This window comes from Pseudoalteromonas sp. BZK2 (assembly GCF_014349195.1).
GTDB classification, from domain to species: Bacteria; Pseudomonadota; Gammaproteobacteria; order Enterobacterales; family Alteromonadaceae; genus Pseudoalteromonas; species Pseudoalteromonas simplex.
Window position 1 is genome coordinate 71,813 of the sequence record NZ_JACSOG010000014.1, and the last position, 16,327, is coordinate 88,139.

At 42.1% G+C, this 16,327-nt stretch carries 11 protein-coding genes; 8 read left to right on the forward strand and 3 right to left on the reverse strand.

All coding sequences use genetic code 11. The features are described 5' to 3' along the window. The first annotated feature begins 3 nt into the window (after positions 1 to 3). From BIZ38_RS10575 to BIZ38_RS10595, 5 genes are all read left to right on the forward strand, one after another. Positions 4 to 1,572 (forward strand): sodium:solute symporter, encoded by a 1,569-nt coding sequence (locus BIZ38_RS10575; RefSeq protein ID WP_138617555.1) that lies wholly within the window; start codon positions 4 to 6, stop codon positions 1,570 to 1,572. Next, positions 1,573 to 2,484: a BadF/BadG/BcrA/BcrD ATPase family protein gene (locus BIZ38_RS10580; protein WP_138601984.1), complete on the forward strand. Its 912-nt coding sequence runs from the start codon at positions 1,573 to 1,575 to the stop codon at positions 2,482 to 2,484. Then, positions 2,474 to 3,409 carry an N-acetylmuramic acid 6-phosphate etherase gene (gene murQ / locus BIZ38_RS10585; RefSeq protein WP_187490244.1) on the forward strand — a complete coding sequence of 312 codons (936 nt, stop codon included), beginning with the start codon at positions 2,474 to 2,476 and terminating at the stop codon, positions 3,407 to 3,409. Before BIZ38_RS10580 ends, murQ begins: the two co-directional genes overlap by 11 nt. Then, a complete protein-coding gene (locus BIZ38_RS10590) occupies positions 3,409 to 4,587 on the forward strand; it encodes an exo-beta-N-acetylmuramidase NamZ domain-containing protein (protein ID WP_187490245.1) in 1,179 nt (392 codons plus the stop codon). The genes murQ and BIZ38_RS10590 overlap by 1 nt, the downstream gene beginning before the upstream one ends. Before the next feature lie 104 nt (positions 4,588 to 4,691). Then, entirely contained in the window at positions 4,692 to 5,120 is a 429-nt protein-coding gene (locus BIZ38_RS10595; RefSeq protein WP_187490246.1) for an energy transducer TonB, read from the forward strand. A 69-nt stretch (positions 5,121 to 5,189) separates the two neighbouring features. Here the strand turns inward: BIZ38_RS10595 and BIZ38_RS10600 are convergent, their stop codons facing one another. Beyond that, the gene (locus BIZ38_RS10600) at positions 5,190 to 8,231 is read right to left on the reverse strand and encodes a carboxypeptidase regulatory-like domain-containing protein (protein ID WP_138601976.1); all 3,042 of its coding nucleotides are present in this window, start codon (positions 8,229 to 8,231) and stop codon (positions 5,190 to 5,192) included. Between the two features lie 377 nt (positions 8,232 to 8,608). Next, positions 8,609 to 9,454 (reverse strand): MurR/RpiR family transcriptional regulator, encoded by an 846-nt coding sequence (locus BIZ38_RS10605; protein WP_054551264.1) that lies wholly within the window; start codon positions 9,452 to 9,454, stop codon positions 8,609 to 8,611. A gap of 336 nt (positions 9,455 to 9,790) precedes the next feature. On the opposite strand from BIZ38_RS10605, the gene pbp4b reads away from it, so the two are divergent. Both pbp4b and BIZ38_RS10615 read left to right on the forward strand, forming a co-directional pair. Further along, positions 9,791 to 12,238, forward strand: coding sequence for a penicillin binding protein PBP4B (pbp4b, locus tag BIZ38_RS10610; RefSeq protein WP_187490247.1), 2,448 nt, complete (start codon positions 9,791 to 9,793; stop codon positions 12,236 to 12,238). Between the two features lie 94 nt (positions 12,239 to 12,332). Continuing rightward, complete coding sequence (locus tag BIZ38_RS10615) at positions 12,333 to 13,709, forward strand: Na+/H+ antiporter NhaC family protein (protein WP_054551265.1); 1,377 nt, start codon at positions 12,333 to 12,335, stop codon at positions 13,707 to 13,709. 155 nt (positions 13,710 to 13,864) lie between these two features. Here the strand turns inward: BIZ38_RS10615 and BIZ38_RS10620 are convergent, their stop codons facing one another. After that, the gene (locus BIZ38_RS10620; protein WP_187490248.1) at positions 13,865 to 15,001 is read right to left on the reverse strand and encodes a PQQ-dependent sugar dehydrogenase; all 1,137 of its coding nucleotides are present in this window, start codon (positions 14,999 to 15,001) and stop codon (positions 13,865 to 13,867) included. Positions 15,002 to 15,287: 286 nt separating this feature from the next. Between BIZ38_RS10620 and BIZ38_RS10625 the strand changes: the two genes are divergently transcribed. Then, positions 15,288 to 16,034, forward strand: coding sequence for a hypothetical protein (locus BIZ38_RS10625; RefSeq protein ID WP_187490249.1), 747 nt, complete (start codon positions 15,288 to 15,290; stop codon positions 16,032 to 16,034). Positions 16,035 to 16,327: the final 293 nt, after the last annotated feature.

Below are 16,327 nucleotides of genomic sequence, written 5' to 3' on the forward strand. Positions count from 1 at the left end.
TAAATGAGTGCAAATTACGCTTTTCTCGATTGGCTAGTATTCGCAAGTTACGGTGCAATTTTATTGCTAAGTGGCTGGTGGTTTAATCGCAAACGCGCTAACTCAAGCCAAGATTTTTTTCTAGGCGGAAATAGCATGCCAACGTGGATGGTGGCTATTTCTGTTTTAGCGACTTCGCAATCAGCGGCAACGTTTATTGGCGGGCCTGATCAAGGCTATCAAGGTGATTTTTCTTATATTGCGACTAATATCGGTGCCTTTATTGCGGCCTTCATAGTATCGGCATTTTTAATTCCGAAGTTCTACCAGCAAAAAGTGTTCACTGTATATGAACTGCTTGAAAAACGTATCGGGCCAAAGGCCAAGCGCCGTAGCGGCATGATGTATTTATTTGGTCGTGTGTTTGCCAGTGGCGCCCGCTTATACATGGCAGCGATTGCTGTGGCGATGATTCTGTATGGCAATATCGATGCCGATAGTGTGGTCATCGCGACTTTAGTATTGGCGCTTGCGGGTCTGCTTTATACCTTTTTGGGTGGCATTCGCAGCGTTATTTATTCTGATGTACTGCAAAGTATCGTTTATGTCAGTGCGGCTATTGCGGTTATTTGGTGCTTGTTGAGTGTTATTCCGGCTGATTTCTCAACCATTATTGCAACTTTGAGTGAACCAAGTCCTGGTGCAGATTCAAAACTTGCGCTGTTTAAATTTGATTTAGATTTTGGCCCGTCAGGTGTGTTTAACATGGCCTCTGTGTTAACGGGGTTTGTGCTATTAAACATCGCTGCATTTGGTTTAGACCAAGATATGACGCAGCGCTTATTAACCTGTAAAAGTCCAAAAGAAGGCAGTAAAGCGTTATTACTATCGGTGGTGATGGTGATCCCAGTTATGGCTATTTTTATCTTTATTGGTTTGCTGCTGTATATTGTTTATCAGCAACCTGCACTAATGAATAGCGAAGCTGGGCAAACGGTCGTACAAGAATTTAATGGCGAAAAAATTACTATCTTTATGTACTACGTATTAAACGAAGTACCAGCCGGGGTTAAAGGTTTAGTCAGCGTGGGTATTATTGCTGCCGCTATTTCTACTTTGAACTCTGGGCTTAGTTCGATGTCTTCAGTCATCGTACAAGATATCTATCGCCCTTACTTGGAAAAACACAATAAACAAGTAAATGACCATCACTTTGTAAAAGCGGGTCGTGTAGGCATGGCTTTAGTAAGCCTTGCTTTAGCGCTTATGGCTATTCTTTGCTATTTCTGGCAGCAATACAGTGATATGCCATTATTAAAATTTGCGCTAAGTGTCATGGTGTTTTCGTACAGCGGTTTGTTAGGTGTGTATTTTACTACCTTGTTCACCAAACGAGGTAGTGAAGGTTCAGTGTTAGCGGCGCTAATAGCGGGCTTTATGGTGACCTTATTAATGCAGCCCTACATGATTGACTGGCTACTACCTGAGTCAATGCGCTTTTACTTAGGATTTACTTGGCAGCTATGCATAGGTACATTGCTCGCAACACTTGTATGTTGCCTAGGTAAAGCGGCACACGAGAAGAGCGCATAAATGGCCTTACGCTATATTTTAGCCATCGATGGCGGCGGCACCAAAGTGTTAGCTGAGCTAAAAGAGCAGGCAAGTGGTGCGACTTTCCGTGCCCAAGCGGGTTCGGCATCAATTTCGAATGATCTTGATTTAGCGTTAGAAAACATTGTTAAAGTGACCCGTGATGTTTGTCAGCAAAGTGGCGCAAAGCCAAGTGAAATTGTCACCGTTATGGGGGTTGCTGGTGGCTCATCGCAGAGTCTTGCTGAACAATTAACAGTGATGCTCAAGCTAGTGTACGAAATAGAATTTGCCAGTTTGCAAATTACCAGCGATGCAATTACGTCATTATATGGTGCTAATCTTGGTGACCCATGTGTGGTTATTGCCCTTGGCACCGGTGCTGTCGGGGCACGATTAAACGCCCAAAAGCAAACAAAGTTGGTGAGCGGCTGGGGCTTTTCCGTTGATGATTTTGGCGGTGGTGCCCGCATCGGCCTGATGGCAGTGCAGCAATTATTAAACGATATAGATATTTATGATTTACCAAAAAGTCGATTAACGGTTCGTTTGAGTGAGCAGCTAGGATGCACTCGTCAAACAATTAGTAGTTGGCTTAAACAAGCAAAACCTGCGGATTATGCAGCATTTAGCCCATTAGTGTTTAGCTTACAAAACGACTGTGAGGCGGCAAAAACGGTATTAACAGAGCATACCCAATCGGTGGTTCGGTTAATAAATAAAAGCCGAGGTAACTCGCCGTTACCGGTGATTTTAATCGGTGGTTTAGCGAAAGTCAGCCAACCGTTATTGCCACGTGCCTTACAAAACGAATTATCTCCTTGTAAAGGAGATTCATTAACTGGTGCCGCCATTTTAGCGGCAAAGCATTACCATGACATTATTGAAAAAGGACAACCCAATGAGCCCTGAGCACGTCTTTAAGCAACAACGTGAGTTACTCGAAGAGTTAAACGGTATTGTCTCCGAAGGGCAAAACCCAGACACTTTGGATATCGATCTGCTCAGCTCCACTGAGATCCTCACTAAGATCAATAATGAAGATCACAAAGTAGCGGGTGCCGTGAAACAAGTGATCCCACAAATTAGCGAAGCAGTCGATCATGTGGTTGACGCATTTCAACAAGGTGGCAGGTTAATCTACATTGGCGCTGGCACCAGTGGTCGCTTAGGTATTTTGGATGCGGTTGAATGTGCGCCTACCTATAGCGTTAGCGATCAGCAAGTGCTCGGTATTATTGCAGGTGGTGACACCGCGGTTAAAAAAGCCGTAGAAGGCGCTGAGGATAGTACAACACTTGCTGTTGAAGATTTAAAAAATGTGAGTTTAACCAGTAAAGATGTCGTGATTGGCATAGCTGCCAGTGGCCGTACCCCCTATGTTTGCTCGGCAATTGAATACGCTAAATCGTTAGGTTGTGTCACTGTGGGTGTTACTTGTAACCCAGACTCAGCAGTGATGCGTTTACCACAAATTGGTATTTGCCCTGTAGTTGGTGCAGAAGCTGTGACTGGTTCTACACGTATGAAATCGGGCACTGCACAGAAACTGGTGTTGAATATGCTAAGTACAGCCAGCATGATCCGCACAGGTAAAGTCTATAAAAACCTGATGGTTGATGTAAATGCCAGTAACGAAAAGCTACATGCTCGTGCTATTCGTATTGTGATGCAAGCAACAGAGTGTTCGCAGCAGCAAGCCGTTGATTCATTAAAGCAAGCAGGGCAAAGCGCAAAACTGGCTATTTTAATTGTGTTGACCGGAAAACCAGCTCCTGAAGCAAAACAGTTATTGTCAAAAGCAGGTGGCTTTTTACGTAAGGCGGTTGAAGAATAATGCGTTTATTAGTTATTTTAGTTCTTAGTTGTTTTGCGCTTTTAGGTTGCCAAGAAACACCCGTACAAGCGCCTAAAAATGCACAGCCTTTACAGGTTGGCGCAGCCAATTTTCAAGCTTATGTTCCTGTATTAAAAGGTAAACGTGTTGGCTTGGTCGTTAATCAAACGTCAGTGGTGAATGGTCAACATTTGGTTGATGCATTACTTGATAATGGTGTAGTGATTGGCAAAATATTTGCGCCAGAGCATGGTTTTCGCGGCGATCATGACGCCGGTGCTCACGTTAAAAGCACAGTAGATGCTAAAACCGGCATTGATGTTGTGTCGATTTATGGCAGTAATAAAAAGCCAAGCCCTGAGATGCTTGCGGATCTAGATGTTATTATTTTTGATATTCAAGATGTTGGTGTGCGTTTTTATACTTACATCAGCTCAATGCATTACGTAATGGAAGCTGCCGCTGAAAATGGTAAACAGGTTGTGGTACTCGATAGACCTAATCCGAATATTGCCTATGTTGATGGGCCTATTCTTGACCCACAATTTCGCTCATTTGTTGGCATGCACGAAATTCCTGTTCTACACGGTATGACAGTGGCTGAACTAGCTCAAATGATCAAAGGCGAAGGCTGGATAAATGACGCAGATAAGCTTGAGCTAAGTGTCGTGCCTGTTGCGAATTATGACCGTACTATGGCTTATAAGCTACCAATAAAGCCAAGCCCAAACTTACCGAATGCTCAATCAATTGCGCTTTATCCATCATTGTGTTTCTTTGAAGCAACGCCTGTAACAATTGGCCGTGGCACAGATTTTCCGTTTCAAGTTGTCGGTTACTCGCCAGTAAAACTCGGCGAATTTAGTTTTACCCCAAGGGCAATTAAAGGCGCTTCAATGCACCCTAAATTCAAAGGGGTTGAAGTATTTGGTCAAGACTTACGAGATGCTGATATTCATGGTTTAGATTTAAGTTTGTTTATTTCGGCTTATCAACAGTTGAGCGCGAATGATCAAACGTTTTTTGAACGCGCTGGTTTTATGGATAAACTTGCAGGAACTGATAAATTGCGTTTAGCCATTGAAGCCGGCCAAACAGAGCAGCAAATAAAGCAAAGCTGGCAAGCGGATTTGAACGCTTTTAAACGCAAGCGAACGCCATATTTGCTGTATCAATAATAATTAGATAATTAGAGCAATAACAACGAGGCGCTTGCCTCGTTTTTTATATTTCTAAAAATTAATTGTGGTATATTCAGGGACTTGATTTATAAGGATATACCATGAAAGTTCATTTAATTGCCGCACTCGCTTTACTCGCTGGCTGCTCACAACTCCCAAACACTACAACAAGTAACTCAACCGATGTGCTCGACCTTCGTGATGATAAAAACGCAGCAGAGCAGCTGTGGACACTTAAACATGCAACAAAGCCCAACTATCCTCAAGCTGCTTTAATATCTAAGCAGACAGGCTGTGCGCGCTTTATTATTACTATTGATAAACAAGGTAATACCACTGATATTCGTTTTGTAGAGAGCTTCCCAGAAGGGCTGTTTGTCGATGTGTCGCGAGAGTCACTTAAACATTGGCTGTGGCAGGCAAGTAAAAGTAACAGCGAGTCGCGAGCGATAACCCGAACGGTGCAGCTAGACTACTTCATGAAAGAGGCGGCTAATATAGATGCTGCAAAAGCATTTTGTACAATTTAAGCTTTGTCTTTTACTTTTTTTGAGGCATAAAAAAGGGCCGCAATAGCGGCCCCAACAGGATTGATTAACTTAGAACTTGAAGTTAACTGAAAGCTGCAAACTACGCGGGTTATAGTAACTGCGTGATTCACCATAGTTTTCATCAAGTACATATGGGTTTTTGTTGTAACCTGTTTGGCGGTTAAAGACATTAAATATATCTGCGCGGAATTGTAATTCCATATCACCTGAGAACTTAAAGTCTTGGGTGTAGTTTAAGTCAAGTTGCCAGTGACTTGCAGTTCTTCGAGAACCTGCAGGCTCGGCATAGCGGCTAACATGGCTGGTTGGATAACCATACATAGTACCATCCCAGTTTTCCCAAGCTTGACCAGATTGGAATACAAAGTAAGCACCAATGTTTGCTTCCCACGGCACAGTGTAGTAACCATACACTTTAACTTTATGTGGCTTATCACCGGAAAGAGTCCCGTATCGGTTATCCCATGAGTAACGACCGCGACCATCACCATAGTATGATGAGCCAATAAAGTTATTTGCATCATTACTTGTTGTGGTATTGTCTTGGTCGAAATTACCGTAGTAATGGCTCCAAACATATGAAGCATTGATGTAGCTGTTTTCACCTAAGTATTCAGCTTCGATGCTGGCTTCCCAATATTTGGTTTCACCGCCATCGACTTCAGCAATCACATAAGAAGAACCACCAATTTCATCGCGGATTTCATCTAGGTTATCTACATATAAACCTTTATCTGCAATATGTTGCGGTACGCCATCAGCATCAACGCCAGAGTAGTCAGTTAAGCGTGCAGTGTTTGGCATATCTTCCCAAAAATGCATACCTTTACGGTGACGTACGTGAGCACGTAATACTAAATCAGAACCCACGTATTTAGTGGTACCAAGCGTGAACTCATTAATTCGACGAGGCTTCATGCCTTCTTGGAATGCTTTACCTGACGAGCCGCGTCGAGGTGATGCAGAAAGAATATTACCTGATTCATCAAGTAGTAATTCAATTTCAGCGCGAGTATTACGATCCCATGAAGCTGCACGAGCCAAAGAGCTTGCTTCAGGGTTATAAATAGCAAAGTTCGCAAATACTGAATCTTCGCCAGAGTATGTCCAGGTTGCACCTAAACGAGGTTGAAGCATATCACTCCAATCTGTTTTATACATTTCGTACTTATTTCCTGGAGCCAACTCATAACCTGAAACGGTTCCTGACTTCGCTTTTAAGCCTTGTCCGTACCAAGTATCTTGGCTCACAAGTAAACCGATATTATAAGTCCAGTCACCATGCTCAATAGTATCGTTTATTTCGAAATTGAGGCTGCGCATTTCAGAATCGATACCTGAGACTGTGCTTCCATCTTCAGTTGCCAGACTCATTTGTTGTACATGTGCTCTATATATAGCATCGGCAGGGTCAAAGCCTTCAGTGTCTGCATCAGCATCGACTAAACCGCCAAGGTAAGAGATGCGTCCCCAGCCATTTGATAATCGGGTAAGTTGCTCTTCACTTTCTTCCCACTTAGCACCAAAATGAAGCGTGTGGTATGTGTCACCCCAGTCAAATTCATGCTCTAAGCTAATTTCAAACGAATCACGATAGAAGTTAATATTGTCATATTGTGAATAAGCGCCAACTCCACCACCGCCTTTTAACACTCCATCTTCCGTGTAACCGTAGGTATTAATTAATCCGGTAGCTCCAGCATTGTAAATAGCAATTTGTTCTTCAGTGAAGCCTTCTTCAGGATCATAGTCTCTAAGGCTTGGTACCGAGAAGTAACCCATCTGAGTAAGGTTGTTAACATCAAGCTGACTATTTAATGAAGGTACGACACTCAACTCTGTATCTGGTTTCGAACCTGTTTCTAATTCAAACTTACTGTATTGGAATGATAGAGTGGTTGCAGAGCCTAAAATCCAAGAGCCATCCAAAGTAAAAATATCTTGGTCAGCTTTACTACCGACAGATACACTGTCAGTTTCGTAAGCGCCAATTGAATCACCTTTAACTTCTTTGTCGGATGTACGTTGTGAAATATTAATTAAAATATCGTCAGTTGGCGCCCAAGTTAATTTACCAAAGTATTCATCACGGATACTTTCATATTCTTTAACGCCACCATAGGCAGTATCTTTATTCGAGCGAGTTTCTTCTGGGCGATAATAAGAGGTATAGAAATATAAGGTATCCTCAATAAGTGGACCGCCTAAACTTGCTGTTAACCAGCTTTTATCGAGCTCATAGCTTTCTTCACCAACAGGTGTTGCAACAAAGCTTTTTGGTTGTACTTTGTACTCTACATTGCCGTGAAACTCGTCAGTACCTGATTTTGATACGGTGTTGATTGAGAAGCCGCCTGAGCGGTTAAAACCAACCGCTTTTGCACCACCGCGGTCCATAGTAACGTAAGCAACGTCGTGAGTTGATGGCTCTGATGCTAAGTTACCAAACATTGGCATTGAAACATTTACACCGTCAAATCCATAAGAGTTATCAACCCCAGAACCACCCGCTGACGGACCTAAAATTGTATTTGCCGAAAGCTCAACACCCGGTACAAGTTTTAATAGGTCACGATAATCTTGACCAACAGGCACGCTGTTGATTGCTTCTTCACCTAATGAGTTAGTTAGTGCAGACTTACCTTGGCGGAATAATTTACTGCCGGTAACCGTGATGACTTCAACGTTTTCGTTAGCACCACCCATAGTGACGTTTAGGCTCGAAGTTTGTTCAAGTAAAACATCCACAGTCATGGTTTGAGTTACACCGTTTTTATCGGTGAAAGTCAGTTCATAAGTACCCGGTTTTAATTGTGGTAAGTCGTAGCTGCCGTCTTCTCGTGTAACGACAGTACGTGGTTTTGGCATCACATTACTTTTTGCTGTAACGGTGATCCCCGCCAGTGACTGCTGTGCTTCTGGTGATGATACCTTACCTTTGATCCCCCCGGTTAGATTTGCAAAGGCTGGCGCGCTGGCGAGTGCCGCGGCCATAACAACACCGGTTAAGGCTGTTTTCTTTGCGCGAAGTGCATTGCTAGTCGCTTTTGCTATATAGCTCATTGCGAGTGTGGATGCATGTTGTTTCATTGTTTCCCGTCCTTATATTTATATGCTTTGCTGGACTACTTACCCAATTGAGACTTATGAACTTTAAAATTATGTTGCCCATATATTAAACAGGTGTTATTGGATGTGGTCAAGAATATTTTTTTATTTCAAGTTGTTCTTTTAGGAATAAAATATATAACCGATTTTAGGTAAAGCTTAGCAATGGCTTGCCTTAGCGAGTGGCTAATTTAGTGTTAGCAAAACTTTGTAAGAAATTATGACTTTTTGGTCAGTATCTTAGCTAATCGAGTAAATGATTTAGAGGGTAAAAATGAATTGTTAATTACAAATATAAAATAGACACAAAAAAGCAGCCTAAGCTGCTTTTTAGTATTTAAGTAACTTTAATGAAGAAATTAGTTATTCTTAAATTCGCCAACAACTTCATTAGAATGTTCTAGTAACTTACGGCCTTGACGGCTTGATTGCGTCAGGGCTATAAACAAAATATCAATGACAAAATCTTGTGCCGTTCGCGCTAAAATTGACGATAAACGTACAGACTCACCCTCAGCAACCGAGTAAAGTTTTACATCAGCTGAGTCGGCAACAAGGCTACTGCCAAATTTTGTCACTGAGATCACCGAGCTTGAATTTTTCTTGGCTTGCTTAACAACTTCGGCAATTTCGCGAGTCATACCTGATTCACTAATCGCGATGACCAAATCACCTTTCGAAAAGGTCGCAACATACGCAAGTTGTGCATGCCCATCTGGCTCTGCAATTGCAGGCATACCGAGTTTTTGTAATTTATAAGAAAAATCTTTTGCAACCAGCGCTGAGCCACCTAAACCACAAATTAAAATGCGCTTTGCTGATTTTAATAGCTCTACCGCCTTTTCGACAGCCGGTGCTTCGTTGAGGTTTTTGGTTTCGGTTAACACCGCCAATTTACTGCTTAATAGTTTTTCGGCGATTTGCTCTAGCGAGTCATTCAGGGTGATTTTGCCATGTAGCTTAGGTTCGCTCGTTTCATCGTTAAGGGCATCAATTACCGCAAGCTTAAAAGCAGGGAAGCCTTTATAACCTAACTTTTGCGAAAACTTCACCACACTTGATTGGCTTACACCAACCACTTTTGCTAGTTCAACCGATGATAAATTACGAATCGCATTCGCTGAATTTAACGTAAAGTCAGCAAGCTTAGCTTCGCTGCTCGATAGAGATTGGCGTAAGGCTTTAATTTTTACAAAAGTAGACATAGGGCTCACTTTGTTTGCTTAACTTAGTCAAAACGCAAAGCATGGTTCTATTATAAACACAGGGCTTGGGCGCATTGTTTGCTTAACACGACGACTTATTTTTGTTTTAGCAGACCTAAGTTTGGAATATTTTTCTTAATTTAGATGGAATAATATAGTTTTATTCCATAATAGATACAACACTAATTATTGAGAAAGCCCTATTTTTAGTAACTTAGCGATAATGTATGCTTTTTATTCTTCAAATGTGAAATAAAATATTTTACATGTTAAGTGGGTGTTGCTACTGTATTGCTGAGAATCGTCAATGCTTAAATCATCAGGTATGAATCTGTTATGAGTTTTACCCCTTTGAAAACATTACTTAAACAGCTGTGTTATCTCAGTAGTGCGGCATTATTAGTAAGCTGTGCCAGTAATCCATATACCTACACACAATCAGCTAATTACAGCCATCGTGTTAAGTTCTTAGTGATGCATTACACCGCTATTGATTACGAAAAATCAATGCGTGCGCTCGTGGATGAAGGGGGATTGAGTTCACATTATTTATTACCCGAATCAGGCGATCCTAGTTACCCAAAAGATGATTTAGAAATTATTCAGCTAGTTGATGAAAAAGATAGAGCATGGCACGCCGGACGCAGCTTTTGGCAAGGACGAGAAGATTTAAACGATCATTCTATTGGTATTGAAATAGTGAATGTACCAAGCTGTCATATTCCTGAGCAAACAAAGCTTGCAATGGAAAACGACGCCAGCAAGTTATGTATTTTTCCAGACTATGATGCCAAACAAATTGAACTACTAATCAAGCTAAGCAAAGATATTCTTGCTCGTAATCCAGATATCGGCCCAACTCAAGTTATTGGCCATTCTGATATTGCCCCAAGCCGTAAGAACGACCCAGGCCCGCGTTTTCCTTGGTATCAACTGTATAAAGCAGGTATCGGTGCGTGGTATGACAGCAACACCGTTGATAAGTATTGGCAGCTATTTAGCGCATCAAAACCTTCTGTTGAGTTAATGCAAAAAGCATTGCGCAGTTACGGCTATGAGGTGATTGCAACGGGTCAGCTTGATTCGCAAACGCTCGATGCCCTAAGTGCTTTTCAAATGCACTTTTTGCCTTGGCATGTAAGCGGTAATAGTGATGCAAGAAGTGCCGCTGTGCTATTTGCATTACTAGATAAGTACTTTCCTAAAAAGCTTGAGCGGTTATTTAAAGAATATCAGCAGCAACAGCAAGCGGTTGAGCCTGCGCCAAAAACACTGGCCAATGCACAAGTTGTAGCGCGTATTCCGGCGCTTGATCCGAGTAGCCGCGCGCTAGTGAACGACAGAGGCACTTTTATAGCCTATAAAGGTCGCGGTGAAATCATCATTGAAAATCAAGATGCAACCAGTGCTGATATTTTCATTAATGGTGAAAAAATTAATATTGCCTCACCATTAACAGCCGAAAAAATATATCAATACAGTTTAGCTAAACGCACCCGCGATGGCATTAACACTTATAAGGTAGAGAATGTGTTGCCTGAAGGGGCAAGCTTAACCTTACGTTTTCCTTACCCAACGCTTGATACAAACAACAGTCAAAAGCGTTTTAGTGCCGTTGATGAGTTAATTAATCATGAGATTAAAGAGGGCTTTCCGGGCGCAGTACTTGCCGTTATTAAAGATGGCAAGTTGATCAAACTAAGCCATTATGGCGCGGCTAAAAAGTACCATGTTGATGGCAGTGAGCTTGCAAGCCCACAAGCCATGCAAAACGATACCTTGTTTGATATAGCTTCAAATTCAAAAATGTTTGCCACTAACTTTGCGCTGATGAAGCTTGCCAGCGAAGGAAAACTCGACGTAGAAAAACCGCTGTTCTATTACCTACCAGAATTTAGAGGCAGCGGCCGTGAACAGCGTTTAGTAAAAGATTTACTCACCCATAGTGCGGGTTACCCAGCCGTGGTTGATTTTCATCGTAAAGACAATAAATTTGGTGAGCGCTTTTTTTCTCAAAACAGCCTACGTACTAAAAACCTGTTATTAACAGGCGTGCCTTTTGTGGCTGGTCGTAACGTAAAACACCTATATTCTGATATCGATTATATGTTGCTTGGTGTATTAGTTGAGCGTATCAGCGGTATGGCGCTCGATACCTATGTTGAGAGCCAAGTTTATCAGCCGCTTGGTTTAACACATACGGTTTATAATCCATTGCAAAAAGGCTTTTTAGCTTCACAGATTGCCGCTACTGAGATTAACGGCAACACCCGAGGTGGTCGCATTGAGTTTGAAAACATTCGAACCGATGTACTGCAAGGTGAAGTACATGATGAAAAAGCCTTTTATGCTTTAGGTGGTGTAGCGGGGCATGCGGGGCTATTTAGTACCGCTGGTGACTTGTCCGTACTTATGCAGGTGTTACTCAATGGTGGCGGTTACGACAACAAACAAATTTTTACGCCACAAGTACTTGAACAATTCACAAACTCCCAAGCAAGCGATGAGACCTATGGGTTAGGGTGGCGACGCGCTGGGCATCAAGCGCGCAAATGGCATTTTGGCCCTTATGCTAGCCCGCGGGCTTTTGGTCATACGGGCTGGACAGGCACTGTAACCGTTATTGACCCCGAATACGACCTTGCTATTGTACTACTAACCAATGCGCGTCATACCCCAATTGAAGGCTCGCAAAAAAATTACCAGTTTGTCGGCAAGCGTTTTGAAACAGGTAAGTATGGCTCTATTATCTCACTGATTTATGAGAGTATATTAAATCACTAGTCGAATTAAGTTGAGTTTGGTGGCAAAGCCATTAAGCTTAGCAAGTTTTCGCATAATAAAAATAAAATGTTGTTCTTAATTTAAAAGGGTTTTTATGTCTTGGTATTCAATTTTACCACCCTTGATTGCTATCTTAATTGTGTTTTGGCGCAAAGAAGTGATCATGGCGTTATTAGTCGCTGTTGCGTCGTCTGAGTTTTTACTTGCTCTGAATGGTGAAGGTAATACCTTGTTTTTCACCTTTATTAATACCATAGAGCGAGTCATTGAAGTTGCCAGCTCCCCTGGTAATAGCCGTATCCTTATTTTTAGTGTTCTAATCGGTGCTTTACTTGCCTACATTCGTGAATCTGGCGGTGTGGCTGCGACGGTTAATTTACTGATGAACAAAGGGGTTGCAAAAAGTAAGCGCCAAGTGGGTTACTTAACCATGTTCTCAGGTATTGCGGTGTTCATTGAATCGAACTTAAGTGTATTAACCTCGGGGATTTTATCGCGTGGTTTGTTTGATAAATTTAAAATGAGCCGAGCGCGCCTTGCTTACATTATCGATAGTACTAGTGCACCTGTATGTATTTTAATCTTGCTAAATGGCTGGGGCGCTTATGTGTTGGGCTTGCTTGGCAACTACGAAATGGAAGAGTCAGCTGTATCGGTATTATGGGGCAGTATTGGTTATAACTTCTATGCCATTATCGCGCTACTTATCGTGTTTTATACGATTACTTTCGACAAGGTACATGGCCCATTAAAGCAAGCAGAAGAAAATTTTGAACAACAAGAAACCGAACTAACAGAAGAAGTCAAAGGCTCAAAAGCGCGTTACATGCTTGTGCCACTTATCACTTTAATTGGTAGCATGGTTGGTTTTATGTTCTGGACTGGCGATGGCGATATTGCCAGCGGCAGCGGCTCTAAATCAGTGCTGTATGCAACTATTTTAGCTTGTGTTGTGGCTTACTTTTTAATGATTAGCTCGCGTGAATTTACGCATCATAAGCTTGTTGATATTGGCTTTAAAGGAATGGGTGAGTTACTGCCATTAGTGTCTATTGTATTACTTTCACTCACTTTAGGTGCAAGCTTAAAAGACCTAGGTACGGGTGTGTTTGTAGCCGGACTAGTCGGTGATTTCTTACCTATTTACTTGGTTGTGCCAGTGCTGTTTTTAACCGGTGCAGTAATTTCATTTACCACAGGTACTTCGTGGGGCACATTCGCAATACTTATTCCAATTGGTGTACCGCTCATTCAAGCATTAGGTTTACCACCTTCATTGGTCATTGCTGCTATTCTAGGTGGTGGTGTGTTTGGCGATCACTGCTCGCCAATCTCAGATACCAGCGCAGTATCGGCCATTGCATCAGGGTGTGATTTATTAACTCACGTAAAAACCCAAATGCCATATGCCTTATTCGGCGGTGCGCTAACTTTTATTGCTTACCTAGTGACGAGCATAATTGTTTTATAAGTAATAGCTTTAAGCCTTAAGTTATAAGTAAAAAACCACAGAGGAGTCTGTGGTTTTTTATTGCTTGTAACGTAAGTCGTATGTTCAAGTTTGATAGCCGTCAGTTTGAAAGCTGATAGCTCTGAGGTGTTGGGTTTCGCTTCGCTCTATCTAACCTACGATTTAGGTACAACCTTATAAACACCGACACCATCAACACCAAGATATAAATCACCATTAGGATGGGTGGCAAGGCTGCGCACGCGACCTACACCTTCAAATACCTTACTGTGGCCTGTTACTTTGTCACCATTAAGTTTCACTAACACAAGGTGACCAAACTTCATCGAACCTACGGCAATTTGACCTTGCCACTGAGGGTATTTATCGCTGGTGATAAATTCCATTCCAGAAGGGGCAATGGAAGGCACCCAATACCAATCAGGTTGTTCCATTCCCTCGCGACTGGTTTCGTCAGTAATTTTTGTACCAATGTAGTTGATCCCATAAGTGATCTCAGGCCAACCATAGTTAGCACCTGCTTTAACTATGTTGATTTCATCGCCGCCCCGCGGGCCATGTTCATGGCTCCAAATAACTCCCGTTTCTGGGTGCATCGCCATACCTTGAGGGTTACGGTGTCCATATGAATAAATACTTTTGTGAGTTGTTTTATGGTTATAAAACGGGTTTGATTTAGGGATAGAGCCATCGCTATTGATACGGTGAATTTTGCCAGCATCATAGTCAAGGCTTTGTGGGTGAACGTCTCTTTTGCCACGGTCGCCAATAGAGAAGTACAAGTAACCTTGTTTGTCGAACTCAATACGCGAACCATAGTGTTTTGTTGTTTCAATATTAGGCTCGCCATCAAACAATAATTGCTGATCGATAAGAGCCATATCTTTAAAGCGGGCGCGCATAATCGAGGTGTTATAACCCTCACCATCGCCTTCATAGCCCGAGTACGAAAAGTAAATCCAGCCATTGTCGGCAAAGTTCGGATCAAGCTCTATGTCTAATAAGCCCCCTTGACCTTCATCATGTACTTTAGGTGTGCCTTTAACTATTTGCTCAACGAGTTTGCCATCACGAATTAATCTAAGCTCGCCACGTCTGTCGGTAACGAGTAAGTCACGCTCGTTAAGCCAAGCCATACCCCACGGAATTTGAATTCCTTCACTTACTAATTCTAGTTTGTAGTCATTAGCGCTAGCATCCAGAGGGATCTTTTGCTCCGGCTGAGCGCACGCTTGCAAGCTCGACAAGCTAATTGAGGTAATGATTAAACGGTTAAACAAAGACCTTTTCATGGTAACTCCATAATATTTAAACACGATGTTACTAGCCTAGCTGGTTCAGCATTAAATTGTTATTAACATTAGAGCAATGTGCGATTATTGGTAGGAAAAGCGAGGTAAAGAGTGGAGTATTAGCTGTCAGCCGTCAGTTTGAAAGCTGGTGGCTCGTTGAACCATCGTGCGAAATAAGTTTCACGCCTACGGTACTCCTTTACTCTTTCCCCCTTGTAGCTCGCTAACTTGTTTTAAATCTGCTAGCTTAGCAAGTTCTTATTCTTAAAAGGATTTAACCAGTCGTATGAAGTCAGAAAAGTTTTTTAAATGGGTGTGGAATGTTAACGGCCTAATTTTACTTATGGGCTTAATCATTGGAGCTGCAGCAATAGGGTATAATTTTGTTGCTTACTTACTAAAGTCCGATAACCATGTTCAGCAACAAACACTAAACTTAGCTGAAGATGAAAAGCAGCAAGAAAAGTGGAAACTGGGTTACCCCCGTAAGGTCGAGGGGAGTGATTTTTACTTTATCCCGTTGGAATCAGAAAAACTGGATATCGAGGTGAAAGCTGATGTAACAGTTTACAATAATTTTAGCGGTGGTTATAAATACAGACCTACGCGCTCAAAGAACATTTTGTTTCTTAATGACAAAACCAATCACGCCAAGTGGCTATTTAAAACAACGGATCAGTTGATCATAGAGTTTGGTGCTTTAAGCCATTACGAAGAGTTTGATACTCGAGTTTACAATGAGCAAAAAGCCAATGCTCCTAAGGCCGTTTCTTACGAAGTTATCAAAAACGATACCAACAACGACAAACTGCTCGATGGCAAAGATAAGCGCACCTTCGCGCTAAGCAAGATTGATGGCTCAAACTACAGCGAAGTTATTTCAGGTTACAACCGCATTGTAGAGTCTAACCTCAACGCTGAAGGCAATTTATTCGTTGTATTTATTAACAACGATGAAGTTTACTCTATGCTGGTAGACTTAGATACATTTGAAGTGATTAGTAAAAGCATGTTGCCGAGGGTAGGGGAGTGAGATTGATATTAGGGATCAGATGTCAGAAAAATGATCTGGCATCTGAAGACTAACTACGCGGGCTAAACCAGCTGCTACCTAAAAACTTGCGACTTTACTCTTGTAGCCCTCTAAATTGTTTTAAATCTGATAGCTGACGGCTTCGAGTGTGTTTGGGTTTTCACTCCGTTCTACCCAACGTCACGTAGGTCGTCATTTATGGCGACAAATTATCTTTTCATTAACGGGCTAAAGCCCGACCTACAAGAGTATGGATTGCGGCCACCGCGCGAAATAAATTTCACGCCTACGGT

Excerpts from the sequence above, each read along its gene's own strand:
- BIZ38_RS10575 (WP_138617555.1), top strand. The coding sequence starts at position 4 with ATGAGTGCAAATTACGCTTTTCTCGATTGGCTAGTATTCGCAAGTTAC.
- BIZ38_RS10580 (WP_138601984.1), top strand. The coding sequence starts at position 1,573 with ATGGCCTTACGCTATATTTTAGCCATCGATGGCGGCGGCACCAAAGTG.
- murQ (WP_187490244.1), top strand. The coding sequence starts at position 2,474 with ATGAGCCCTGAGCACGTCTTTAAGCAACAACGTGAGTTACTCGAAGAG.
- BIZ38_RS10590 (WP_187490245.1), top strand. The coding sequence starts at position 3,409 with ATGCGTTTATTAGTTATTTTAGTTCTTAGTTGTTTTGCGCTTTTAGGT.
- BIZ38_RS10595 (WP_187490246.1), top strand. The coding sequence starts at position 4,692 with ATGAAAGTTCATTTAATTGCCGCACTCGCTTTACTCGCTGGCTGCTCA.
- BIZ38_RS10600 (WP_138601976.1), bottom strand. The coding sequence starts at position 8,231 with ATGAAACAACATGCATCCACACTCGCAATGAGCTATATAGCAAAAGCG.
- BIZ38_RS10605 (WP_054551264.1), bottom strand. The coding sequence starts at position 9,454 with ATGTCTACTTTTGTAAAAATTAAAGCCTTACGCCAATCTCTATCGAGC.
- pbp4b (WP_187490247.1), top strand. The coding sequence starts at position 9,791 with ATGAGTTTTACCCCTTTGAAAACATTACTTAAACAGCTGTGTTATCTC.
- BIZ38_RS10615 (WP_054551265.1), top strand. The coding sequence starts at position 12,333 with ATGTCTTGGTATTCAATTTTACCACCCTTGATTGCTATCTTAATTGTG.
- BIZ38_RS10620 (WP_187490248.1), bottom strand. The coding sequence starts at position 15,001 with ATGAAAAGGTCTTTGTTTAACCGTTTAATCATTACCTCAATTAGCTTG.
- BIZ38_RS10625 (WP_187490249.1), top strand. The coding sequence starts at position 15,288 with ATGAAGTCAGAAAAGTTTTTTAAATGGGTGTGGAATGTTAACGGCCTA.